Origin of the sequence: Mycobacterium gordonae (assembly GCF_017086405.1) — a bacterium.
Taxonomy (GTDB): domain Bacteria; phylum Actinomycetota; class Actinomycetes; order Mycobacteriales; family Mycobacteriaceae; genus Mycobacterium; species Mycobacterium gordonae_D.
This window is the reverse complement of the sequence record NZ_CP070973.1, coordinates 1705627-1729828: the sequence shown is the minus strand read 5'-3', so window position 1 is coordinate 1729828 and position 24202 is coordinate 1705627. Positions and strand designations below refer to the sequence as shown.

Sequence of the window (24202 nt, the reverse complement as noted above, 5' to 3'; positions counted from 1 at the left end):
GGAATAGCCTTCCAGAATGGCTGTCTTGCAATCGATGCCGCCAATTGAACTGCCAGTGACGGAATTCACTGCTTTCGGTCAGAAGTGGCTCACCGCCGCCAAGTTCTCCAAGAAGGACGGCATGGACTTCGGCACGCTGATAGATGCCGCGGTGGGTGCCGCGTTATCCGCGATGCTCGGCGACATCCCCATCGTGGTTCCCGCAGCCAGCCAGCTGCAGCCGTCACAGCCCGACTGCGTCGAGGTCGGCCCCGTACGAATAGTGGGTGGTGTCCGACCGCAGAACTTCGATGTGGGTTACCGGCCGGACGGCGTGCGGATCGCATTCGACAGCAAGACCCTCAACGACCATGACAGCGTCGGCAAGAACTGGCAGAACATGATCAACGACCTGGCAACGGAGGCAACCACCGTCCACAGCAGATTTCCTAGCGCCGTGGTGAGCTTCGTTGTCGCGATACCGACGCCGTGCCTTCCCGCCGGCTCACGAACGAACGCCATCATTGGAACGTTGACGCGACTGGGTGGCCGGGCACTCGTGGATGAGCCCAACCACCGGGCAGAAGCCATGAGCCTGGTTTCGTGGGACCCGATCACGGGTCAGGTCGACCCTAACCTGCCCAGCCCGGACAGCCCGTTGCGGATCGAGCGATTCAGTGCGGACGTATACAACGCCTACCACGCACGATTCCAGGGGCTGCCGCCTCATGCGACGTAGTCGGCCGACTCGCGCACGGGGGTGAGCCGGGATGTCAGTGGTTCCACAGATACTTGTGCCATGACGACGTTCGCGGGCAAGACAGCAGCGTCCGCTGACAAGGTTCGCGGCGGCTATTACACGCCGCCTACGGTGGCCAAGTTCCTAGCCCGCTGGGTCGCTGCGGCGGGTGGCAAGGTGATCGATCCGTCCTGCGGAGATGGCCGGATACTTCGCGAACTCGCGGTGCTCACCACAGCGGCCCACGGCGTGGAACTCGTCGCAGCCGAGGCGAAGAAGGCACGACAATACGCGTCGGTCGACAACGAGAACCTATTCACTTGGCTACGCCGGTCGCGGCCCGGCAGTTGGGACGGCGTAGCCGGAAACCCGCCGTACATCAGGTTCGGGAACTGGGCGGCCGAACAGCGCGAGTCTGCGCTGGAGCTGATGCGGCGCGAGGGCTTACGACCGACGAAGTTGACCAACGCCTGGGTCCCCTTCGTGGTCGCCAGCACTACCCTGGTGCGTGCCGGCGGGCGAGTGGGCCTGGTGGTTCCGGCCGAACTGCTGCAGGTCACCTACGCCGCACAGCTACGCGACTTCATCCTGAGCCGGTACCGGGACGTCACACTGGTCACATTCGAACGGCTGGTGTTCGACGGCATCCTGCAGGAAGTCGTGCTGTTCTGCGGAGTTGTGGGCAGCGGCCCGGCCCGGGTCCGCACGGTAAACCTCGACGACGCAGACGAACTCGGCGCGTTGACGGAATTGGACATCACCGGAAGGGAAGCCGCCCCCGCACTGCTGCACGACGACGAGAAGTGGACCAAATACTTTCTCGATCCCCCGCAGATCCGCCGCCTTCGCAGACTGAAGCAGTCCAACGCGCTGACCCGCCTCGGCGATATCGCGGAGGTCGACGTGGGCATCGTGACGGGCCGCAACAGCTTTTTCACCTTTACCGACGCCCAGGCACGTGCGCTGCGACTCAAACAACACTGCGTTCCGCTGGTCTCTCGCAGCGCTCAGCTGAGCGGCCTGGTTTACGACCAGGATTGCCGTGCCAGCGATATCGCCGCCAACCACCGGACATGGCTACTCAACGCGCCGTCCAATCCCACCGGCCGGGCGCTCAGTGCGCATATCGAAGCCGGCGAAGTCGCCGGGGTACACCTGGGCTACAAATGCTCGATTCGTAAGCCCTGGTGGCGCACCCCGTCGCTGTGGATTCCCGAGCTGTTCATGCTGCGCCAGATCCACTTCGCGCCGCGCCTAACCGTCAACACCACCGGATCGACGAGCACCGACACCGTCCACCGCGTCAGACTTGACCCAAGCATCAGCCCGTTGGCCCTCGCCGCGGTGTTCCACAACAGCGTCACGTTCGCGTTCACCGAGATCATGGGTCGCAGTTACGGGGGCGGCATCCTCGAGTTGGAGCCCCGCGAAGCCGAACAATTACCCATTCCGCCACCCGCCTGCGCCAGCACGGAACTTGCTCACGAGGTCGATGTGCTGCTCAAAGCCGGTGAGATCGAGAAGGCGGTCGATCTCGTCGACAGGCACGTTCTCATCGATCAACTCGGGATGTCGCAGCGCCTGGTCGCGGACTGCCGAGGGGCCTGGGCAACACTGCGTGATCGCCGAACCAAGCGGGGCAGCCGGCGCCCGCGTACCCACACGTGAGCGTCCGGGATTCGGTGATTGCTCTGCTCACCGGCTGGCAGGCACCCAACGCTGCTCAGGAATCGTTGGCCGAGGCGGTGCTGGGGTTCGTGCTCGCCCGCGCCGACGCGTGCCTGCGTGAGTGCGAACCCGGCCATGTCACCGCGTCCACCCTGGTGCTCGACGACACCGGCGCGCGGGTGCTGCTCACCCTGCACCCCCGGTTGGGCCGCTGGGTGCAGTTGGGCGGACACTGCGAAGCCGACGATCCCGATATCCTCGCCGCCGCTTCCCGGGAAGCGGCCGAGGAATCCGGTGTCGCGGACCTGCGACTGGAGTCCGAACTCGTTGCGGTGCATGTACATCCAGTGACCTGCTCGCTGGGGGTGCCGACGCGGCACCTGGATCTTCAGTTCGTCGCACATGCCCCGGCCGAGGCGCAGATCGTGCTCAGCGAAGAGTCCGACGACCTGCGGTGGTGGCCGGCCGGCGCATTGCCGCCCGGCACCGATCACGCGCTGGAGTATCTGGTGGGCCAGGCTCTGCGCCGAACTCAGACATCCGACGAGTAACGGATGCCGCCGTCGGGAATCGAGACGCCCGGCCACACCCGCGCACCGCGCAGCAGCTCGCATCGGGCGCCGATGTCGGCGCCGTCACCGATCACGCCGTCGCGGATCAGCGCCCGCGGACCGATGCGCGCCCCGAACCCGATGATCGAGCGCTCGATGACGCTGCCGGCCTCCACCTTGACGCCGTCGAAGATGACCGCGCCGTCCAGCCGGACGCCTGGACCGATCTCGGCGCCGCGCCCGACGACCGTGCCACCGATCAGCAGCGCCCCGGGGGCCACCGCCGCGCCGTCGTGCACCAGGCTCTCGCCGCGCTGGCCGTGCAGGGCCGGCGACGGGGCGATGCCGCGCACCAAATCCGCCGAGCCGCGCACGAAGTCTTCCGGGGTGCCCATGTCACGCCAGTAGGTGGCATCGACGTAGCCGCACACCTTCACGTCCGGGTCCGACAGCAGCGCGGGGAACACCTCGCGCTCCACCGAAACCTCCCGCCCCCGCGGAATCCGGTCGATGATCCGGCGCGCGAACACGTAGCAGCCGGCATTGATCTGGTCGGTCGGCGGGTCCTGCGTCTTCTCCAGAAACGCGGTGACCCGGCCGTCGCTGTCGGTGGGCACACAACCGAATGCGCGAGGATCGCTCACGCGTACCAGGTGCAATGTCACATCGGCCTGGTGATCGCGGTGGAAAGCCAGCAGCTCGCCCAGGTCGGTGCCGGACAGGACGTCGCCGTTGAACACCATCACGGTGTCGTGGCGCAGCTTCTCGGCGACGTTGGCGATACCGCCGCCGGTACCCAGCGGCTTCTCCTCGGTCACGTAGTCGATCTGCAGCCCGAGCTTGGAACCGTCGCCGAACTCGGCCTCGAATACCTCGGCGCGGTAGGAGGTGCCCAGCACCACGTGCTCGATGCCGGCCGCGGCGATCCGCGACAGCAGGTGGGTCAGGAACGGCAGCCCGGCCGTCGGCAACATCGGCTTGGGCGCCGACAAGGTCAGTGGCCGCAGCCGGGTGCCCTTGCCGCCGACCAGGACCACCGCATCCACGTCGTGGGTTGCCACTTCAGCGCCGCCCTTCTGCGAGTTCTTCCCGAGCCGACCGGCGCGACCGACGCGCCGCGTTGCGCACCATCACGCGCGAGCGCACCGCCAGCGATCCCCGCAGCGTCCAGCGCAGCGGCGCCCGCCACCACCCGGTGTTCCGGTCCGCCAGAAACAGGTAAGTACTGCGGTGGTGGGCGGCCAGATGGCGACCCGGGTCGCGTCCGGTCGAGTGACCCTTGTGGTGCAACACCTCGGCCGAGGGGACGTAGATGGACAGCCACCCCGCCTTGCCCAGCCGGTCGCCGAGGTCGACATCCTCCATGTACATGAAGTAGCGCTCGTCGAAGCCGCCGATCTGGTCGAACGCCGACCGGCGCACCAGCAGACACGACCCCGAGAGCCAGCCGACCGGCCGTTCGCTGGGATCGAGATGCTCCTGTCGGTAGGCCCGCGTCCACCGGTTGCGCGGCCAGACGGGCCCGAGCACCGCGTGCATGCCACCGCGGACCAGGCTGGGCAGGTGGCGCGCCGAGGGGTACACCGAGCCGTCCGGGTCGCGGATCAGCGGACCCAGGGCGCCGGCCCGTGGCCAGCGGGCGGCGGCCTCCAGCAGGGCGTCGATGCTGCCCGGGCCCCACTGCACATCCGGGTTGGCGACGATCACCCACTCCGGGTCAAAGCGGTCCCAATCCCCGTCGCGCAGCTGGGCGACCGTGCGATTGACCGCCGTACCGTATCCGAGGTTGGCCCCGGTGGGCATCAGGCGCACGTTCGGGTAGCGCTCGACGGCGGCTTCCGGCGTGCCGTCGGTGGAGCCGTTGTCGGCCAGCAGCACGCCCACCGGCCGGTCGGTGGCCAGCGACAACGACGCCAAGAACCGCTCTAAGTGCGGGCCCGGCGAATAGGTCACCGCGACGACCGGCAGCACGTCAGTCACGCGTAGAGGGTAACGGTCGATCGGAGGCCGCCGTCAGCGCCGCTTTCAGAGCGGGGCGCCAGGGCCGCAGCGGGGTCAGGCCCGCTGCAGCCCAGGAGCGGCCGGACAGCGCGGAGTACGACGGCCGCGCCGCGGGCCGTGGAAACTCGTCGCTGGTGCACGGCTGCACCCGCCGCGGGTCCGCGCCGTTCTCCTCGAACACCGCCCGGGCCTGCTCGAAACGGGACACCACGCCCTCGTTGGCGGCGTGCAGCACCTGGCCTCGCACCGGGCTATCGGCGAGCTCCAGCAGCGCGGCCGCCAGGTCTGCTGCGTAGGTGGGCGAGCCGGTCTGGTCGTCGACGACCTTGATCGGTCCGTCCTTCGCGGCCAGCCGCTGCATGACGGCGACGAAGTCGTTGCGGTCGGCCCCGCCGGTGTACACCCAGGCGGTGCGCACGATCACCGCCTCCGGCAGCCCGGCGAGCACGGCTTTTTCCCCGGCCAACTTGCTTGCCGCATAGACGCCCTGGGGGCCGGTGGGGTCGTCGGGTTCGTAGGGGCGTGGCCGGGCGTCCGGGAAGACGCCGTTGAAGACGTAATCGGTGGAAACGTGGACCAGCCGGGCACCGGCTCGCGCGCAGGTCCGGGCGAGGTTCTCCGGGCCGGTCGCGTTGACGGCGTAGGCACGGGCCTGGTCGGTCTCGGCGCCGTCGACGTCGGTGTAGGCGGCGCAATTGACCACGACGTCGCCTGCCCGGATGATCTGCTCGGCCGCGGCGGCGTCGGTGATGTCCCAGTCCGACGAGGTTCTGGCCAGCACGTCGCGGCCCTCGCGGGTGGCCTGCGCCGCCACGAGCGTGCCTAGCTGCCCGCCCGCACCGGTGATGATCAGCCTGCCCGACATGTGTTCGAGTCTGGCACGCCGAGTCCGGCTACCCGGAAAGCGACTGTTGCACAAGTAGCCTACAGTGATGCCTGCGCAACGTGTGGCTCGTGTGACCCGTGTGGTTTCCACCGCCCTAGCCGTCGTCATCGTCCTCGGCACCGGGATGGCCTGGAGCAACGTCCGCTCGTTCGAGGACGGCATTTTCCACATGTCCTCGCCCTCGCTGGGCCGGGGCGCCGACGACGGGGCGATCGACATTCTGTTAGTCGGCCTCGACAGCCGCACCGACGCGCACGGTAACCCGTTGACCGCCGAGGAACTTGCCACGCTGCGGGCCGGCGACGAGGAAGCGACCAACACCGACACCATCATCCTGGTCCGGATACCGAACAACGGGAAGTCGGCGACCGCGATCTCCATCCCGCGCGACTCCTATGTTCAAGCCCCCGCACTGGGCAAGACCAAGATCAACGGCGTCTACGGGCAGACCCGGGAGATCAAGCGCACCAGCCTGGTGCAGGCCGGCGCCTCGCCCGCCGAAGCCGCGACCGCCGGCACCGAGGCCGGCCGCGAAGCGCTGATCAAGACGGTGGCCGACCTCACCGGCGTCACCGTGGACCACTACGCCGAAATCGGCCTGCTCGGCTTCGCCTTGATCGCCGACGCCCTCGGCGGTGTCGAGGTTTGCCTCAAAGAGGCTGTCTACGAACCACTTTCGGGCGCCGACTTCCCGGCCGGCCAGCAGCGACTGAACGGCCCGCAGGCGCTGAGCTTCGTCCGGCAGCGCCACGAACTGCCCCGTGGCGACCTGGACCGGGTGGTACGCCAGCAGGCGGTGATGGCGTCGCTCGCGCACCGGGTGATCTCCGGCAAGACGCTGTCCAGCCCCGCCACGCTGAAGCGACTGGAGGCCGCGGTGCAACGGTCGGTGGTGCTGTCGGCGGGCTGGGACATCATGGACTTCGTCCAGCAGGTGTCGAAGTTGACCGGTGGCAACGTCGCATTCGCCACCATCCCGGTGCTCGACGGCGCCGGCTGGAGCGACGACGGGATGCAGAGTGTGGTGCGGGTGGACCCCCATGAGGTGCAGGAATGGGTCGGCGGGCTGCTCCACGAACAGGACCAGGGCAAAACCGAAGAACTCGCCTACACACCCGGCAAGACCAGCGTCAACGTCATGAACGACACCGACATCAACGGCCTGGCGTCGGCGGTGCTCGACGTGCTCAGCGCCAAGGGCTTCACCGCCGGATCGGCCGGCAACAACGAGGGCGGGCACGTCAAGTCCAGCCAGGTTCGCGCTACCAAGACCGACGACCTGGGCGCCCAGGAGATCGCCCGGCAACTGGGCGGACTGCCCGTCGTCGCCGACTCCTCGATTCCGACTGGGTCGGTGCGGGTGGTGCTGGCCAACGATTACACGGGTCCGGGTTCCGGCCTCGATGGCGGATCACCGACTTCTGCGCGGGCGTCGACCGTCGGCTCGGTCAACAGCAGCAACGTTCCGGCGCCGTCACCGATCCTCACCGCGGGCTCGGAGAGGCCGGAGTGCATCAACTGAACGCGACACTGTCCGGGGCCATCCTCGACCCGTTGCTGCGTGCCGACCCGGTGGGCCCGCGCATCACCTACTACGACGACGCGACCGGCGAACGTATCGAACTGTCCGCGGTGACGCTGGCCAACTGGGCCGCCAAGACCGCCAACCTGTTGCGCGACGAGTTGGGCGCCGGCCCGGGCAGCCGGGTCGGGGTGTTCTTGCCGGCGCACTGGCAGACCGCGGCGGTGCTGTTCGGGGTGTGGTGGATCGGCGCCGAGGCGGTGCTGGACGGCGCCCCGGCTGGTTCCGTGGATCTGGCGTTGTGCACCCTCGACCGGCTCGAGGAGGCCGACGCCGCTGCCGCGGGTGGTGAAGTCGCGGTGTTGTCGCTGGATCCGTTCGGCCGGCCCGTGCCCGATTTGCCGATCGGTGTCACCGACTACGCCACCGCGGTGCGGGTGCACGGTGACCAGATCGTTCCTGAATCACAACCCGGACCGGCCCTGGCCGGCCAGTCGGCGGCTCAGCTGATGGCGGCCTGCGTGCAATCGGCGGCGATGCAGGGCCTGACATCGGGCGAGCGGGTGCTGTCGACGGCGACGTGGGAGCGCCCGGAGAAGGTGGTGGACGGGCTGCTGGCGGTGTTGTGCGTCGGCGGGTCGTTGGTACAGGTGGCAAATCCCGACCCGGCGGCAGTGCAGCGGCGAATCGACATGGAGAAGGTCGCCCGCGTGCTCTGAAGTTCTCCAGGCGATCACGCGAAATTCGGACTCCGCGGGCCCGTCCGGCTATAGGATTCGTTCGGCGGCCCGGGCAGCCGATCAATTGTGAGCTGCCGCGCCGGCGTTGCCGCTGGTTCGTGCCACTGAGGAGAAGCGATGTCCTTCGTATTCGCGTTGCCGGATGTGATTGCTGGTGCGGCTGCCGAGGCAGCGGGGGTGGGGCATGCCGTCGGCAGCGCCAGCGCCGCGGCGGCAGGTGCGACGACGAGCGTGGTGGCCGCGGCGGGTGATGAGGTCTCGGCAGCTGTCGCGGCGTTGTTCTCCAGCCACGGCCATCAATATCAGACGCTTCATGCCGAGGCGGCTGCCCTTCACGACCACTTTGTCCGAACGCTGTCCGGTGCGGGTGGCGCCTATGGGTGGGCCGAGGCGGCCAGTGTCGGACCCTTGCAGGCGTTCGAGGATGCGGTGCTGGGGGTCATCAACACCCCCACCAACGTCCTGCTCGGGCGTCCCCTGATCGGTGACGGCGCCAACGGCGCCGCAGGGACCGGTGCCAATGGCGGGGCCGGTGGCCTGGTTTGGGGCAACGGCGGCAACGGCGGGTCCGGGGCCGCTGGTCAGGCCGGGGGCCGTGGCGGTGACGCCGGCTTGTTCGGTCATGGCGGAGCCGGCGGGGCCGGCGGTGCCGGCGCGGCAGGAAAGGCCGGGGCAGCCGGCGCTATCGGGGGAGCCGGCGGAACCGGCGGGGTCGGCGGCGCCGGCGGTAACGGCGGCCTGGTGTGGGGCAACGGCGGGGCCGGTGGGGCCGGCGGGATCGGCGGCACCGGCGGAACCGGCGGGGTCGGGACGGCTGGGGCGGCCGGGGTGGCCGGAGTAGACGGCGGGGTCGGGGGTATCGGCGGCGGGGGTGGCCAGGGCGGAACCGGCGGTGCCGGGGCGGCCGGCGGCGCCGGCGGCCGCGCGACCGGCTGGTTCGGAAGCAGCGCGGGCGTGGACGGCACCGGCGGCGCCGGAGGTGCCGGCGGGATCGGCGGAATGGGCGGAACCGGCGGTGCGGGCGCGGCCGCCATCGGCGGCGATGGGGGCACCGGCGGCCAGGGCGGCGCCGGCGGCGCCGCCGGCCAGGGCGGACAGGGTTATGCCGGCGCCGCTGACGGCGCGGCCGGCACCGGGGGCACCGGCGGTACCGGCGGCACCGGTGGCGCCGGGCAGCAAGGAACTCCCTCCATTGGAGCTGGGGTGGGCAACATGGGCACGAACGGCGGCGCCGGCGGCGGCGGTGGTACCGGTGGAGCCGGCAACGGCGGCACCAACGGCGACGGCGGCCGCGGCGGCGACGGTGGGGTCGGCGGCCAGGGCGGCTACCGGCCCGGCGGCACCGGCGGCACCGGCGGTAGCGGCGGCGCCGCGGGTCAGGGTGGTAACGCCGGGTCCGGGGGGGTGGGCGGCCACGCGGGCGACACCGGCGTCGGCGGCACCGGCGGGGTCGGCGGAATCGGTAACAACGGCGGAGCCGGGGGTACCGGCGGGGAAGCAATCAGCATCAACACCGGAAACGCGACCGGCGGCACCGGCGGTGCAGGCGGTATCGGCGGGCTCAATCAGGGCGGCACCGGCGGTGCCGGCGGTGCCGCGACGAGCGCTGGAAACGCCACCGGCGGGTCCGGCGGAGCGGGCGGGGACGGCTACCTCGCCGGTGGGGCCGGCGGTACCGGTGGAACCGCGACCGGCACCGGCACCGGAGACGCCACCGGCGGGGCCGGCGGGGCCGGTGGTGTCGGCGGCAACGGCGCCGGCAAGGGCGGCAATGGCGGTGACGGCGGTAACGCGTTCGCCATGGGCTCCGGAAACGCCACCGGCGGCGCCGGCACGGACGGAAAAGCTGGTGCGTTCGGTGGTGACGGCGGCAACGGCGGCACGGGGCAGATCGACAACGCCGCTTCGACGGCGACCGCCACCGGCGGCAAGGGTGGCGCCGGTGGTGCAGGAGCCAGTGGCGGTAACGGCGGCAGCGGCGGCGACGCGGAACACAAAGGCCTGGGCAGCAACGTCGCCGGCGCGGGTGGCACCGGTGGCAACGCCACCACCGGTAGTGGCGGCAGCGGCGGCACCGGCGGTGATTCGCTGGTCAGCAACGCTGCCTCGACGGCAAACATCGCCGGGGGCAAGGCCGGCGTGGGCGGCAGCAGTGACACCGGCGCCGGCGGCAGAGGCGGCGACGGCGGCCTGGCCAACACCGCCGGTCAGGGCGCGGCTGTCGGCGCGGCCGGTGGAGCCGGCGGAACCAGCAACGCCGGCCCCGGTGGCGACGGCGGCGACGGCGGCGCCGCACTGATCGGTTCGGCCACCTCGACGGCCACCGCGACCGGGGGCGACGGCGGCGCCGGCGGCGGCGGGGTTGACGGCGGCAACGGCGGCAAGGCCGGCACCGCGGAGAATGCCGGTCTGGGCAACAACGTCGCCGGCGCGGGCGGCGCCGGCGGCAGCGCCACCACCGGCACCGGCGGTACCGGCGGGACCGGCGGGTTCTCGAAAATCGACAACGCGGGCTCCACCGTCGCCGCCATCGGCGGCAAAGCCGGCGCGGCCGGGGCCAGCAACACCGGCACCGGGGGCATAGGCGGCAGCGGCGGTTCGGCCCTCACCGCCGGCACCGGCGCGGCCATCGGCGCCGCCGGCGCGGCCGGGGGCACCAGCACCAGCGGTATCGGCGGCGCGGGCGGTGACGGCGGCACCGCGGAGATCAGCTCATTGACCTCGAGCGCCTCCGCGACCGGCGGCACCGGTGGCGGAGGCGGAGACGGCGGTAGCGGCGGCGGGCACGGCGGCAACGGCGGCAACGCGTCGAACGGGACCTTGGCTCCTTCGCCGGGGAACACCACCGGCGGCGACGGCGGTGGCGGCGGCGCCGGGGTGAACAGCGGCAACGGCGGCAACGGAGGTAACGGTGGCGACGCCTTCGGACCGAATGCCCACGGTGGCAAGGGCGGCGGTGGCGGCGCCGCCGGGCCCGGTGGCAATCCCGGATTGCCCGGTGCCGGCGGGTCGCCCTAGGCGGCTGCCCCCGACTGCGGCCAGGCGGCCGGCGCCGGGAGGGCGGCCGGCCTAGGGACCGCAACTCATGTTGATATCGCTATATTTCGATGTTAGCGTGGCCGCAAGGCAGCAGACATGGAAAGGGCTCGGATAATGGCGGTGCAGGTGTTCTTGGCGAAGGCGGCTTCGACGGTCATCACCGGTTTGGCGGGCGTCACCGCCTACGAGGTCCTGAAGAAGGCCGCCAAGAAAGCACCGCTGCATCAGACCGCTGTCGCCACAGCCGAATTGGGCCTGCGCGGCACCCGCAAAGCCGAGGTGGCCGCGGAGTCGGCCCGGCTGAAGATCGCCGACGTGATGGCCGAGGCCCGCGAGCGCATCGGCGAGGAGGCGCCGACGCCGGCCGTCGGCGACGTCCACGACCACGACCACTGATCCCGTGGCCCTCGCGCTGGTTTCAGAGCTCGCGCCGGCTGAAGACCCTGCGCTGCAGGTGATTTCGGACGCGGCTGGACGCATGCGGGTCCGGGTCGACTGGGTGCGCTGCAATTCGCGGCGCGCCGTCGCCGTGGAGGACGCCGTGGCAAAGTGCAACGGGGTACGCGTCGTGCACGCCTACCCGCGCACGGGTTCCGTCGTCGTCTGGTACTCCCCCAAGCGCTGCGATCGAGCCGCCGTGCTGCAGGCGATCGGCGGCGCGGCACACCTGGCCGCCGAGCTGATCCCCACCCGCTCACCGCATTCCGAGGAGATCCGCAACACCGACGTGCTGCGCATGGTCATCGGCGGCGCGGCGCTGGCCCTGCTCGGCGTGCGCCGCTACGTGTTCGCCCGGCCACCGCTGCTCGGACCGAGCGGCCGGATGGTGGCCACCGGGGTGACCATCTTCACCGGCTACCCCTTCCTGCGCGGCGCGCTGCGCTCGGTGGGCTCTGGCAAGCTCGGCACCGACGCGCTGGTGTCGGCGGCGACGGTGGCCAGCCTGATCCTGCGGGAGAACGTCGTCGCGCTGACCGTGCTGTGGCTACTCAACATCGGCGAGTATCTGCAGGACCTGACGCTGCGCCGGACCCGACGGGCCATCTCGGAGTTGTTGCGCGGCAACTCCGACACCGCCTGGATCCGGCTGCCGGACGGCGCCGAAGTTCAGGTGGCGATCGACACGCTGGAGATCGGTGACGACGTGGTGGTGCATGACCATGTCGCCATTCCCGTCGACGGTGAGGTGGTCGAAGGCGAGGCCGTGGTCAACCAGTCCGCGATCACCGGCGAGAACCTGCCGGTCAGCATCACGGCCGGGGCCCACGTCCACGCCGGCTCGGTGGTGGTGCGCGGACGCCTGGTAGTGCGCGCCCAGGCCGTCGGCAACCAGACCACCATCGGCCGTATCATCACCAGAGTCGAAGAGGCCCAACATGATCGGGCCCCCATCCAAACGGTCGGGGAAAACTTCTCGCGTCGTTTCGTGCCCACCTCGTTCGTCGTCTCGGCATTGACCCTGCTGGTCACCGGCGACGTGCGGCGCGCCATGACGATGCTGCTGATCGCCTGCCCGTGCGCAGTGGGCCTGTCCACCCCGACGGCCATCAGCGCAGCGATCGGCAACGGCGCCCGCCGCGGCATCCTGATCAAGGGCGGATCGCACCTCGAACAGGCCGGCCGGGTGGACGCGATCGTGTTCGACAAGACCGGAACGCTGACAGTCGGGCGCCCGGTGGTGACCAATATCGTTTCACTGCACAAGGATTGGGAGCCCGAGCAGGTGCTGGCGTATGCCGCCAGCTCGGAGATCCACTCCCGCCACCCGCTGGCCGAGGCCGTCATCCGCTCCACCGAGGAGCGCCACATCACCATCCCGCCGCACGAGGAATGTGAGGTGTTGGTCGGCCTGGGCATGCGGACGTGGGCCGACGGGCGCACCCTGCTGCTGGGCAGCCCGGGGCTGCTGCGCGCCGAGAAGGTCAGGGTGTCCAAGAAGGCGCAGGAGTGGGTCGACAAGCTGCGTCGCCAGGCCGAGACACCGCTGCTGCTCGCGGTGGACGGCACCCTGGTCGGCGTCATCAGCCTGCGCGACGAGGTGCGACCGGACGCGGCCCACGTGCTGAACCGGTTGCGCGACAGCGGCGTTCGCCGCATCGTCATGCTCACCGGCGACCATCCCGACATCGCCGAGGTGGTCGCCGACGAACTGGGCATCGACGAGTGGCGGGCCGAGGTGATGCCCGAGGACAAGCTCGCGGTGGTGCGCCGGCTGCAGGACGAGGGTTACGTCGTCGGGATGGTCGGCGACGGCGTCAACGACGCCCCCGCACTCGCGGCCGCCGACATCGGCATCGCGATGGGCCTGGCCGGAACCGACGTCGCCGTGGAGACCGCCGACGTCGCGCTGGCCAACGACAACCTCTACCGACTGCTCGACGTGCGTGACCTCGGCGCCCGCGCCGTCGACGTCATCAGGGAGAACTACGGCATGTCGATCGCGGTCAACGCCGCCGGTTTACTCATCGGCGCCGGCGGAGCGCTGTCGCCGGTGCTGGCCGCGATCCTGCACAATGCGTCGTCGGTGGCCGTGGTGGCCAACAGCTCCCGGCTGATCCGCTACCGGCTGGAGTGAGCCGCACCGAGCTACGAGCCAAACGAGATTTCCAGCAGCATCTTCTTCTGCTCGGTGTATTCCTGTTCGCTCAGCAGGCCGGCGGCGCGCTGTGCGGCGATGTCGCGGATCGCGGCCGCCACACCGGTCATGACGGTCCGCGGCGCTGGTATTACCTCGACGTCCTCGGCTGAGGCATCCTCGTTGCGGCCGATGAGCTGCGCCGCCGCGGCGTGCTTCTGCCCGGCCGCGGTGGCCGACGGGCCTGGCATGGGTTGCCCGGCCATTGCGCCGATTCCCATCTGGTTCACCGTGTTTGCCACGTTGAACTCTGCCGCCGGCGCCGCTGCCGGGTTCACACTGGCCAGCGGTGTGACCAGTGCAGTCGGGCGTACTTCGGTTGCGGCAGTGGCAATTTGGGTCCAGCTCGTGGGCACCGTCAATTTCCCGACCATGTTCGCCTCGCCGAGAGCCGCTGACAGCGTCGGCGTAGGTATACCGCCGGGGGGCTGGTTCGCTGGGGGCCCCACCAGCGGCTCCACCTCGTCCCAGTCGCTGACGGTCTCATCGTCATCGGCACCGGAAACAGCCATGAAGGCGGCGAGAGGGAAATCCCCGAAGGTACCGATCACGTCCGCCGGGATGATCGCGAACAGGGCCACCGCGTCGATTGGCGCAATGAAAAAGAGATCGAGCACGAGCGTCGCGAGTTCCAACTCGGCCGGTACCGCCATCGCCGACAATGCCTGCGGCACAACCGACATGGCACCTTGCGCGGCGCCGGCCAGGGCGCCGGTCCGGCTGATCGCGGCGGCTTGGCCGGCCGTCCCGGCCGGGTCGGTGTTCTGCTGCGGGGGGGTGAAGGGATTCAGCACCGACGCGGCTGCCGACGAAGCTGCGTAGTTGTACATGGCCAGGCTGTCCTGCGCCCACATCTCGGCGTAAAGCGCCTCGGTGGCCGCGATCGCCGGCGTGTTCTGTCCCAGAAAGTTGGTCGCCACCAGCACCGCCAGCAGGGCGCGGTTGGCGGCGACCTCCGGCGGTGGCACCGTGGCTGCGAACGCCGCCTCGTAGGCGGCGACCGCGGTCCATGCTTGGGCGGCGGTCTGTTCCGCCCGCGCAGCGGTGGCACTCAGCCATTCCACGTAGGACCCGGCCGCTGCGCTCATCGCCACGGACGACGGACCTGACCAAGCGCCCTCGACGAGTTCGGACACCGCCGACTGATATCCGCCGATCGTCGTGTACAGCTCGTCGGCCACGCTCTGCCATGCCTGTGCAGCCGCCAGCATCGGGCCCGCGCCAGGACCGGCATAGATCCGCCCGGAGTTGATCTCCGGCGGATAGATCCCGAAATCCATTGCTGCGCATACCTCTTCTCGATGACGGCGGCAATTGCCCGACGGGGGTTCAGCGACCGAGCAGCCGGTTCTTCTGCTCGGTGTATTCCTCGTCGGTCAAAATCCCCTCGTCGCGGAGCTTGGTGAACTCACGGAGCTCGGCCGCGACTCCGGTGACCACCGCCCGAGGCTTGTCGCTGGGCGCCTCGCCATTCTCGCCAAGTGCCGCCTTGTCACCGGCGGCCGCCGCGGTTCTGGCGCGAGCGGCCCCGGTTGCCTTCGTGACCGCTTTGCCGGTGTTTCGGCCGGAACCAACCGTTCCGGCCATCGCTCGTCCGGCCATGCCCGCCATCGCCATCTGGGCGAGCATGGTGCCTGTGCCGGCTCCCGCCGCCGGTGCGGCGGCGGCGCCCGACGGGGTCCCGCCAAGCGCCGGCAGCGAGTACGCCACGGGGCGCACCGCCGGCGTCGCAGCGGTCCACGCCGGCGGCACCGACAACGCCCCGACGGCGTTCGCCTCGCCCAGTCCCGCCGACATCCTCTGCGGCGGCACCATGCCCGCCGGCATGTTGAACAGCTGCGACGGCAACGGCTTCACTGGCGCCAACTCCGAGCCCGGATAGGGCTCCACGTCATCCAAGTCACTGAGGACCTCGTCGCTGTGTAAACCGACCAGGGTGCTGTAGACGGCCACCGGGAGATTCACTATCCCGAGCACAGCGGCAGGCACGCCGATACCAATGGTGGCGATTCCCGCCGATACGCCGAAGGTGATGGCGGACAGATCGGCCAGCAGGGATAGCAGGAACAATGGGTCGTCCGCGGCCGCTGCCGGGGCCGCCGCGCTCTGTAGCGCGCTGGGCACCGCGGAGAAGGCTTGCTGGACCTTGCTCGCCACGGTGCCGGCCATTCCATTGGCAGGGACAGCGGCGGCTTGGTTGACCAGGCCCTCCGGGTTAGTGGTCTGCGGGGGTGGGTCGAACGGCGTCAGCGCCGTCGACGAGGCCGACGAGGCCGCGTAGCCGTACATCGCCGCCGCGTCCTGGGCCCACATCTCCGCGTACTGCGCTTCGGTGGCCGCGATCGCCGGGGTGTTGATTCCGAACACGTCGGTCGCGATCAGGATCATCAGTTGACTGCGGTTGGCCGCCACGATCGGCGGCGGAACCGTCGCCGAGAACGCGGTTTGGTAGGCAGTGGCCGCGGCCTTGGCCTGCACAGAGGTTTCTTCGGCCTGTGCGGCGGTGACTCGCAACCACGCCGCATACGACGCTGCTGCAGCGCTCATCGACGCCGACGACGGCCCCAACCAGGGGCCGGCGGTCAATCCCGATACCACCGCTTGGTAGGAATTCGCCGCCGAATTCAGTCCGGCGGCGAGCGCAGCCCACGCCTCGGCCGCCGCCAAGAACGGTCCTGACCCAGGACCGGTGAACATCCGGGTCGAGTTGACTTCCGGCGGATAGCTTCCGAAATCCATGGCTCGTTGCTCCTTGAGGGCCCCGTGGTAGCGGTGAACCCGAGGCGCCGCTCCTCGGGCGGCCCGCCAACGAAATCACACCGAGAAGCCCAAACTACATCGCGCAGCCAGCTCGTGCTTGCCAACCGTTCAGACCTGGCCGGACGCCGTCAGCGCCCGATGCTGCGCTACCAGCTGAACTGCGTCGGGCCGGATCAGCAGCAGTCCTTGCCGCGCCAGGCCAGCACGCCCTGCCACATCGCCACACCCGCCACGGCCAGCCCGATCGCCGGGTCGATCCACCACCCGGCGGGCCAGGCCGCGGTGACGGCCAGTCCGACCAGCACCCCGGCGGCCTGCGTGGCGCACAGATAGTTCTGGGTGCCCTCCCCCTCGGTCGCGCCGGAGTGCAGGCGGGCCCCCACCCGATGGTTGGCCCAGCCGAGAACCGGCATCAGCACCAACGCCAGCGCGGTCAGCCCGATGCCGAGCACCGAGGCTTCCGCGTGCTCACCGCCGATGAAGTGGCGGACCGATTCGGCGGCCACGTAGGGCGCCACCAGCCAGAAGGACACCGCGACACCACGTTGGGCACGCCGCTCGGCGGTCTGCGACAGGGTACGGTCGCCGGTGAACCGCCAGAGCACCATCGCGCTGGCCAGTCCTTCGGATGCGCCACCCAGCGCCCACCCGGTCAGCGCGACCGATCCGACCGATAAGCCCTCCCACAGGCCCACGCCGCCTTCGGTCAGCAACACGGCCAGGCTGATCCAGGCCAGTCGGCGGGCCCAGACGACGTTGCGCTGCCAGTCTTCGGTCAGCGGCACCGCGGGTGCGTCGGCACAGACATCGTGATTGTGGGCGCCGGTGGCCATCTCCATCCCACGATGTTAGAGGCGGTACGGTCACCGGGCGTGCAGGCAGGCGCGCCAGAGCGGGCGTTAATGTGCTGATGGTGCGCACCGACGACGACACGTGGGACTTGGCGTTCAGTGTGGGCGCGACGGCCACCATGGTGGCTGCCGGACGCGCCCGGGCCACCAGAGCCGCACTGATCGACGACCCCTTCGCCGAGCCGCTGGTGCGCGCGGTGGGCATCGATTTCTTCACCCGATGGGCGTGCGGCGAACTCGATACCGCCGACGTCGACTTCCCGGACGCCCCCTGGGGCATGCAGCGCATGACCGACCAACAGGCGGCCCGCACCCGCCACATCGACAGGTTCTTCGCGGCCGCCCAGGAAGCCGAGATTCGTCAAGCCGTGATCCTGGCGTCCGGCCTCGACGCGCGCGGTTATCGATTGTCGTGGGCGCCGGGCACGGTCGTCTTCGAGGTCGACGTCCCGCAGGTCATCGAATTCAAGGCGGCCACTCTGGCGTCGATGGGCGCCGCACCCACCGCCGACGTGCGGGGTGTTGCGGTCGACCTGCGCCACGACTGGCCCGCGGCGCTGCGCCAGGCCGGGTTCGACGCCACCCGGCCCACCGCCTGGGCCGCTGAGGGACTCTTCGGATACCTGCCACCCGCCGGGCAGGATCTGTTGCTGGACAACATCTCCGCGCTGTCCGCCGACGGCAGCCACCTGCTGGCGGAGGTGTTCTTCAGCGCTCCGGCCAGCCGGGAGCTCTACGACGCCATCTTCGCCAGGTGGTACGAGCACGGCCTCGACGTCGAAATGGACCGACTCGGCTACCCCGGTGATCGCAACGACGTGGCAACCCACCTGGAGCAGGACGGGTGGCGCGTTACGCGCACGCTGCTCAACGAATTGTTGGTGGCCAACGGGTTTCGGCCGCACACCGCGGGGCGATCCACTGACGAAACCATGTTCACCGAGAACTACTACTGCACCGCGGTGCTACCAGGAAGGCCGAGCTGATGCCGAACTCCGCCAAGCCGTTGGACGGCTTCCGGGTACTCGATTTCACTCAGAACGTGGCCGGGCCGCTGGCCGGTCAGATCCTGGCCGACCTCGGCGCCGAAGTCGTCAAGATCGAAGCGCCCGGCGGCGAGCAGTCCCGGCGACTCACCTCGGTACTTCCCGGCCGCCCACCGCTGGCCACCTATTTCCTGCCCAACAACCGGGGCAAGAAATCGGTGGCGGTGGACCTCACCGAAGAGGCAGCCAAGCAGCAGATCCTGCTGCTGGCCGACGCCGCCGACGTCGTCCTGGAGGGGTTCCGGCCTGGGGTGATGGAGCGACTGGGCCTGGGCCCCGACGAACTACGTGCGCGCAACCCCAGGCTGATCTACGCGCGGCTGAGCGCGTTCGGCGGAAACGGTCCCAACGGCACCCGTCCGGGCGTCGATCTGATGGTGGCCGCCGAGGCGGGCATGTGCACCGGCATGGCCACCCCCACGGGCAAACCGCAGATCATTCCGTTCCAGCTGGTCGACAACGCCAGTGGGCATGTGCTCGCCCAGGCCGTGCTGGCCGCATTGCTCAACCGCGAGCGGCACGGGGTGGGCGATCTGGTGCAGGTCGCGATGTACGACGTCGCGGTCAGCCTGCAGGCCAATCAGCTGACCATCCATTTGAACAAGCCCGCCGAGCAATCCGCGCCCACGCCGACCGCGCCCCCGGCGAAGAAGCGCAAGGGGGTCGGCTTCGCCACGCAGCCGTCGGACGCCTATCAGGCCTCTGACGGTTATCTGGTGATCAGCGCCTACGTACCCAAGCACTGGGCGAAGCTGTGCCAGATCATCGGCCGTCCCGATCTGATCGACGACGAGCGGTTCGCCGACCAGCGCTCGCGGGCGATCAACTACCCCGAGTTGACCGACGAACTCGAATCGGCCCTGGCCGCCAAGACTGCCGCGGAGTGGGTGGAGCTGCTGCAGGAGGGCGGCCTGATGGCGTGTCTGGCCCACACCTGGAAGCAGGTGGTGGATACGCCGCTGTTCGCCGAGAACGATCTGGCCCTGAACGTGGGCAACGGCGACGAGGCCATTACCGTCATCCGCACCCCGGCGCGTTACTCGGGCTTCGACGCCCGCGTCACCGAGCCACCGCCGGCGGCCGGCGAGCACAACGACCAGTTTCTGCGCTAGCCCGCACGTTTCCGCTGGAAAAAGGCGCTTTCGGCACCATTCATGAAGACCGCATCGCGAATCTTCTGAGGAATATTCAGTAAATTGTCTTGAAGAAAATTCAGTTTCTCTGTGGCGCCATTTTTATGTGCAAAATGCTGCAATTCTTCGCCGAATGGGACTAGGGTCCTTCTGACTTTGGATACCGACTACAGACGGGGTGCACGGCAGAGATGTTCTTCACCACGGTTGCCCCAGAAGCGCTCACCGCGGCGGCGTCGAACGTCCGGGGCATCGCTTCGGCGCTCAGCGAGGCGAACGCGGCGGCCGCCTCCAGCACCACCGGAGTGCTGGCCGCGGGAGCCGATCAGGTGTCGGCGGCACTGGCATCGCTGTTCTCCGGACATGCCTTGGAGTACCAGACGGTCAGCGCACAGGCAGCCCTGTTCCAGTCCCAGTTCACCCAGGCGCTCAGCGGGGCGGCGAATTCCTACGCGGCCGCCGAGGCGGTGAACGCCGGCCCGTTGGGAGCGATCGAGTCGCTGCTGTCGCGTCCGATCATCGGCAACGGCGCCGACGGCACCGCAGCCAACCCCAATGGCCAGGACGGCGGTTGGCTGTACGGAAACGGCGGTAACGGCTACAACGGCGCGGGCGGCAACGGCGGCAGCGCCGGCCTGATCGGCAACGGCGGCGCCGGCGGCACCGGTGCGAGCGGGGCGGCCGGGACCGGTGCGGCCGGCGGTAGCGGCGGGTCCGGTGGGCGCGGGGGCTGGCTGTGGGGCAACGGCGGCGCGGGCGGAGCCGGCGGGGTCGGCGGCACCGGCAGCACCGGTGCCGCGCACGCCACGGGTGGCCCCGGCGGCAACGGAGGGACCGGCGGCGCCGGTGGCGCCGCCGGATTATTCGGCACCGGAGGTGCGGGCGGTGCCGGAGGCGCCGCGGGACAGGGTGGCGGCAGCACGACGTCGCCCAGCAATCCAACCGGCGACGGCGGTGTGGGCGGCGTCGGCGGTGTGGGCGGCGCCGGCGGTACCGGAGGCTGGCTCTACGGCCAGGGCGGGGCCGGCGGTGTCGGCGGTGCGGGCGGCGCCGGCGGTGCGGGCGCTGACGGCACCGAATACCAGGTCCAAGCGTTCGGTGGATTCGGCGGGAACGCCGGTGTCGGCGGAACGGGCGGCAACGGCGGGTCCGCGGGCCTGTTCGGCGACGGCGGAGCGGCGGGCCTCGGTGGCCGCGGCGGAGATGGCGGTGCAGGTGGGCTCGCGACCACCGACTGGTCCGGCAGCGCCGGATTTGGCGGCTACGGCGCCTCCGGCGGCAGCGGCGGCGTCGGGGGTGACGGCGGCTGGCTGCTGGGCACCGGGGGCGCCGGTGGCGGCGGCGGGCACGGCGGCACCGGCGGGGCCGGCGGCCAGGGCGTTATTTCCGCCAGCGGCGGCGATGGCGGCAGGGCCGGCGTCGGCGGCAACGGGGGTACCGGCGGAGCAGGCGGCCGGCTGTTCGGCACCGGCGGCGCCGGGGGTAACGGGGGCCTCGGCGGGAATGGCGGCAGGGCCGGTATCGCCGGCACCGTCGAGCCAAACGCAGGTGGTTCCAGCGGGCCCGCGGGCGGCAGTGGTGGCGCCGGCGCCGGCGGCGGCATAGGCGGTGCGGGTGGCACCGGCGGTTGGCTGTTCGGTGACGGTGGCGCGGGCGGAACGGGCGGTGCCGGCGGCCACGGCGCAGACGGCGCCACCACCACCGTCAACTGGTCAAATCCCGGCGGTGACGGCGGGAACGGCGGCGACGGCGCGACGGGCGGTCGGGGCGGAGCCAGCGGCTGGCTGATCGGTAACGGTGGGGCCGGCGGGAGCAGCGGCAACGGCGGCGGTGCCGGCAACGGCGGCGCGGGGATCGGCAGCTCAAACATGGGCGGCAACGGCGGCAGCGGCGGCGCCGGCGCCACCGGCGCAGCCGGCGCAGACTCCGGACGGTTGTTCGGCACTGGCGGCAACGGTGGGATCGGCAGCAACGGCGGTGCCGCCGGCAAGGCCGGCACCGGCGGTCAGGGTAACGGCAGCGCCGGCAACACCGGTGCCGACGGTAACGGCGGCGCCGGCGGGTCGGCACTGCTGCTCGGCAACGGCGGCGACGGTGGCTACGGCCCGGTGGCCGGCGGCGCAGCGGGCCGAGCCGGATACCTGATCGGCGACGGCGGCGCCGGCGGCAGCGGTGGTCAGGGGGCGGCCGGGGCCGACGCCGGTCAGCTCTTCGGCACCGGCGGCCGCGGCGGCGACAGCTCCGCATCTGGGACGGCCGGCGCCGCGGGCGGTCGCGGCGGCTACCTGTACGGGGTCGGCGGTGACGGCGGAAATGCCGGGGCCGGCGCGAACGGCGGCGCCGGCGGCAGCGGCGGCGTGCTGTTCGGCGACGGTGGCAGCGGCGGTGACGGCGGGGCCGGCGACACCGGCACCGGCACCGGCGGCAACGGTGGCGCCGCAGGCAGCGCCGGACTGCTGATCGGCGACGGCGGGTCCGGCGGAAACGGCGCTCCCGGCACTGGGAGCTTCGATGGCGGGCTCGGCGCCCAGGGCGCGAGGGCCGGATACCTGACCGGCAACGGCGGCAACAGCGGCAACACGTTCGCCGCCTCAGTGGCCGGCAACGCCGGCGGCGCCGCCGGCCTCATCGGCGGCAACGGCGGCAACGGTGGTAATGCCGGGGCCGGCGCGGCCGGCGGCCGAGGCGCAGATGCCGGCTGGTTGATCGGGGCCGGCGGCGACGGCGGCAACGCGGGCGATGCCACCGATTCGACTCCATCAGGTGCGAACGGCGCCGACGGCGGCGCGGGCGGCCGCGGCGGCTACCTGTACGGCGTCGGCGGCGACGGCGGCGACGGTGGCACCGCCGAAACCGTCGGCCGCGGCGGTAACGGCGGACAGGCCGGGTCCGTGGGGCTGTGGGGCAGCGGCGGCGATGGCGGCAACGGCGCGCGGGGCGGCGACGGCAGCGGTTCGGCCGCCGGTGGCGGTGGTGGCGCCGGCGGCGCCGGCGGCACCGCCGGCCTGATCTACGGTGCGGGCGGCAACGGCGGCGACGGCGGTGCGGGCGGCACCACCTATTACACCGCCGGGACCGGCGCGACCGGCGGCCTCGGCGGGTCCGCGGGCAATGGCGGCCACGGCGGCTACCTGTGGGGTGTGGGCGGTGCCGGCGGCAACGGCGGTGACGGCGGATTCGGGGTCGCCGGGCAGGGAATTCAGATCGCCGGCGGGACTGCCGGGGCCGCGGGCGCCGGAGGCGATGTCGGCCTCGTCGGTGTCGGCGGGGCAGGTGGTGCCGGCGGCGACGGCGGCGGTGCATTGAACCTGTCCGGCAACACCAGCCAGGCCGCCGGCGGCGCCGGCACCGACGGCGGCGACGGTGGTCACGGCGGCTACCTGTGGGGTGTCGGCGGGGCCGGCGGCAACGGCGGCGACGCCGGGCGCGGCGGCAACGTGAGCTTCGTCAATGCCGCGGGCAACGGCGGCGACGGCGGCGGCGTCGGGTTGGGCGGCATCGGCGGCAACGGCGGAGCCGGCGGTCAGGGCAGCGACACCGGCCTGTCGAACGGCCAGGGCGGCGCCGGCGGCAACGGCGGCAACGGCGGTCAGGCCCTCGGGCTGATCGGCTACGGCGGGGACGGCGGGGTGGGCGGTGCCGGTGGCGACGGCGGCAGCAACAGCCACAGTGGCGCCGGCGGCAACGGCGGCAACGGCGGCAACGCCGACAGCCTGATCGGGATCGGCGGCGACGGAGCGGCCGGCGGCATCGCCGGCACGGGTGGGGCCGCGGCAGACAACGGAACGGCGGGCTCCGGCGGTACCGGCGGCAAGCTGGCCGGGATCGCCGGCAAGGCGGGTTAGTCCGGCGCCGCCGGTCAGCTCAGCTCGTCGAGGTCGACGTCGCTGACCCAGGAGATGTCGGGCAGCGGCGATCGGCCGATCCGCTGCGCCTCATCGGTGGGCATCCCGAACAGCCTGAGCAGGCTTTCGGTGACGTCGTCCACGGTCTCCCCATCGTCGCGCTCCGGCTGGCCGTGCAGAAGTTCACCCAGAGCCAGCAACGAACCGGCACTGATCACCATCGCCAGCTCCGGATCCTTCACCGTGAACCGCCCGGCGGCTGCGGCCGCGCCGATGTCGCGGATACCGCGCGGCCCCAGGCCCTTCTCGGCCATGATCAGCCGCATGCCCAGGGTGACCGCGATCCGGCTTTCCTTGGGGCGCAGCCGGATCAGCCGCCCCGTCAGTCGGTAGCGGGCGGCGAACTTCTCCGCGGGGTCCTCGATCGCGTCGGTCAGCGCGTCCAGCAACGTTCCTTGGGCGTCGATGAAATCGTTGATCGCCGCCTGGAACAATTCTTCCTTGCTGTCGAAGTGGTTGTAGAACGATCCGATGCCGACGTCGGCGGCTTGGCAGATGTCCTGCACCGGCACCTCGAGCTGGCCGTCGGCGATGAACGTCCGGGCGGCCCCGATCAACGCGGCCCGGGTGCGCTGCTTGCGCAAGTCCATCCGGCTGGGCGATTTGTCGGTGGCCATTTCCCTCTCCCGATAGACGGAAGAACCCACCTTAGATCAGGAAGCGGGACTCTTACCGAACCCCAAGGTTCTTCCGATCAAGTGCGGCGCGCAACCTCTATTTCTTTGAGTTGCGAATGAATCGGCGTGG

17 protein-coding genes and 1 pseudogene are annotated in these 24202 nt (G+C 70.9%); 11 read left to right on the top strand and 7 right to left on the bottom strand.

The window, feature by feature from the left end:
- The first annotated feature begins 16 nt into the window (after positions 1–16).
- The 3 genes and pseudogenes from JX552_RS07330 to JX552_RS07320 all read left to right on the top strand — a co-directional run bounded on the left by JX552_RS07330 (position 17) and on the right by JX552_RS07320 (position 2937).
- Positions 17–718, top strand: coding sequence for a hypothetical protein (locus tag JX552_RS07330; RefSeq protein WP_241010942.1), 702 nt, complete (start codon positions 17–19; stop codon positions 716–718).
- Positions 708–2386, top strand: a pseudogene (locus JX552_RS07325) (Eco57I restriction-modification methylase domain-containing protein). Before JX552_RS07330 ends, JX552_RS07325 begins: the two are co-directional and overlap by 11 nt.
- Positions 2383–2937: an NUDIX domain-containing protein gene (locus JX552_RS07320; protein WP_205876736.1), complete on the top strand. Its 555-nt coding sequence runs from the start codon at positions 2383–2385 to the stop codon at positions 2935–2937. Before JX552_RS07325 ends, JX552_RS07320 begins: the two are co-directional and overlap by 4 nt.
- Here the strand turns inward: JX552_RS07320 and manB are convergent.
- From manB to rfbD, 3 genes are read right to left on the bottom strand one after another with little or no spacing between them, the layout of a single operon-like run.
- The gene (gene manB / locus JX552_RS07315) at positions 2919–3998 is read right to left on the bottom strand and encodes a mannose-1-phosphate guanylyltransferase (protein WP_205876735.1); all 1080 of its coding nucleotides are present in this window, start codon (positions 3996–3998) and stop codon (positions 2919–2921) included. The genes JX552_RS07320 and manB overlap by 19 nt on opposite strands.
- 1 nt (position 3999) lies before the next feature.
- Positions 4000–4917, bottom strand: a complete 918-nt coding sequence (locus tag JX552_RS07310) for a glycosyltransferase family 2 protein (RefSeq protein WP_205876734.1) — start codon at positions 4915–4917, stop codon at positions 4000–4002.
- Positions 4910–5803: a dTDP-4-dehydrorhamnose reductase gene (gene rfbD, locus JX552_RS07305; protein WP_205876733.1), complete on the bottom strand. Its 894-nt coding sequence runs from the start codon at positions 5801–5803 to the stop codon at positions 4910–4912. Before rfbD ends, JX552_RS07310 begins: the two co-directional genes overlap by 8 nt.
- 64 nt (positions 5804–5867) lie before the next feature.
- Between rfbD and JX552_RS07300 the strand changes: the two genes are divergently transcribed.
- The 5 genes from JX552_RS07300 to ctpC all read left to right on the top strand — a co-directional run bounded on the left by JX552_RS07300 (position 5868) and on the right by ctpC (position 13700).
- Positions 5868–7346: an LCP family protein gene (locus JX552_RS07300; protein WP_205876732.1), complete on the top strand. Its 1479-nt coding sequence runs from the start codon at positions 5868–5870 to the stop codon at positions 7344–7346.
- On the top strand, positions 7334–8065 hold the full coding sequence (locus tag JX552_RS07295) for a TIGR03089 family protein (protein ID WP_205876731.1): 732 nt from the start codon (positions 7334–7336) through the stop codon (positions 8063–8065). Before JX552_RS07300 ends, JX552_RS07295 begins: the two co-directional genes overlap by 13 nt.
- 138 nt (positions 8066–8203) lie before the next feature.
- A complete protein-coding gene (locus JX552_RS33235) occupies positions 8204–11104 on the top strand; it encodes a PE family protein (protein ID WP_205876730.1) in 2901 nt (966 codons plus the stop codon).
- 135 nt (positions 11105–11239) lie between these two features.
- Entirely contained in the window at positions 11240–11521 is a 282-nt protein-coding gene (locus JX552_RS07285) for a DUF1490 family protein (RefSeq protein ID WP_205876729.1), read from the top strand.
- An 82-nt stretch (positions 11522–11603) separates the two neighbouring features.
- Entirely contained in the window at positions 11604–13700 is a 2097-nt protein-coding gene (ctpC, locus tag JX552_RS07280) for a manganese-exporting P-type ATPase CtpC (RefSeq protein WP_205878296.1), read from the top strand.
- An 11-nt stretch (positions 13701–13711) separates the two neighbouring features.
- On the opposite strand, the gene JX552_RS33230 is transcribed toward ctpC, so the two are convergent.
- The 3 genes from JX552_RS33230 to JX552_RS07265 all read right to left on the bottom strand — a co-directional run bounded on the left by JX552_RS33230 (position 13712) and on the right by JX552_RS07265 (position 17359).
- Positions 13712–15040 (bottom strand): PPE family protein, encoded by a 1329-nt coding sequence (locus JX552_RS33230; protein WP_205876728.1) that lies wholly within the window; start codon positions 15038–15040, stop codon positions 13712–13714.
- Positions 15041–15089: 49 nt separating this feature from the next.
- The gene (locus JX552_RS07270; RefSeq protein WP_205876727.1) at positions 15090–16499 is read right to left on the bottom strand and encodes a PPE family protein, SVP subgroup; all 1410 of its coding nucleotides are present in this window, start codon (positions 16497–16499) and stop codon (positions 15090–15092) included.
- A 194-nt stretch (positions 16500–16693) separates the two neighbouring features.
- Entirely contained in the window at positions 16694–17359 is a 666-nt protein-coding gene (locus JX552_RS07265; protein ID WP_205876726.1) for a cation efflux transmembrane domain-containing protein, read from the bottom strand.
- A gap of 71 nt (positions 17360–17430) precedes the next feature.
- Between JX552_RS07265 and JX552_RS07260 the strand changes: the two genes are divergently transcribed.
- From JX552_RS07260 to JX552_RS31990, 3 genes are all read left to right on the top strand, one after another.
- On the top strand, positions 17431–18357 hold the full coding sequence (locus tag JX552_RS07260; protein ID WP_205876725.1) for an SAM-dependent methyltransferase: 927 nt from the start codon (positions 17431–17433) through the stop codon (positions 18355–18357).
- On the top strand, positions 18357–19529 hold the full coding sequence (locus tag JX552_RS07255; protein WP_205876724.1) for a CoA transferase: 1173 nt from the start codon (positions 18357–18359) through the stop codon (positions 19527–19529). The genes JX552_RS07260 and JX552_RS07255 overlap by 1 nt, the downstream gene beginning before the upstream one ends.
- 212 nt (positions 19530–19741) lie before the next feature.
- Entirely contained in the window at positions 19742–23395 is a 3654-nt protein-coding gene (locus tag JX552_RS31990; RefSeq protein ID WP_241010941.1) for a PE family protein, read from the top strand.
- Positions 23396–23409: 14 nt separating this feature from the next.
- On the opposite strand, the gene JX552_RS07245 is transcribed toward JX552_RS31990, so the two are convergent.
- On the bottom strand, positions 23410–24072 hold the full coding sequence (locus JX552_RS07245) for a TetR/AcrR family transcriptional regulator (RefSeq protein ID WP_241010940.1): 663 nt from the start codon (positions 24070–24072) through the stop codon (positions 23410–23412).
- Between the last annotated feature and the right edge of the window lie 130 nt (positions 24073–24202).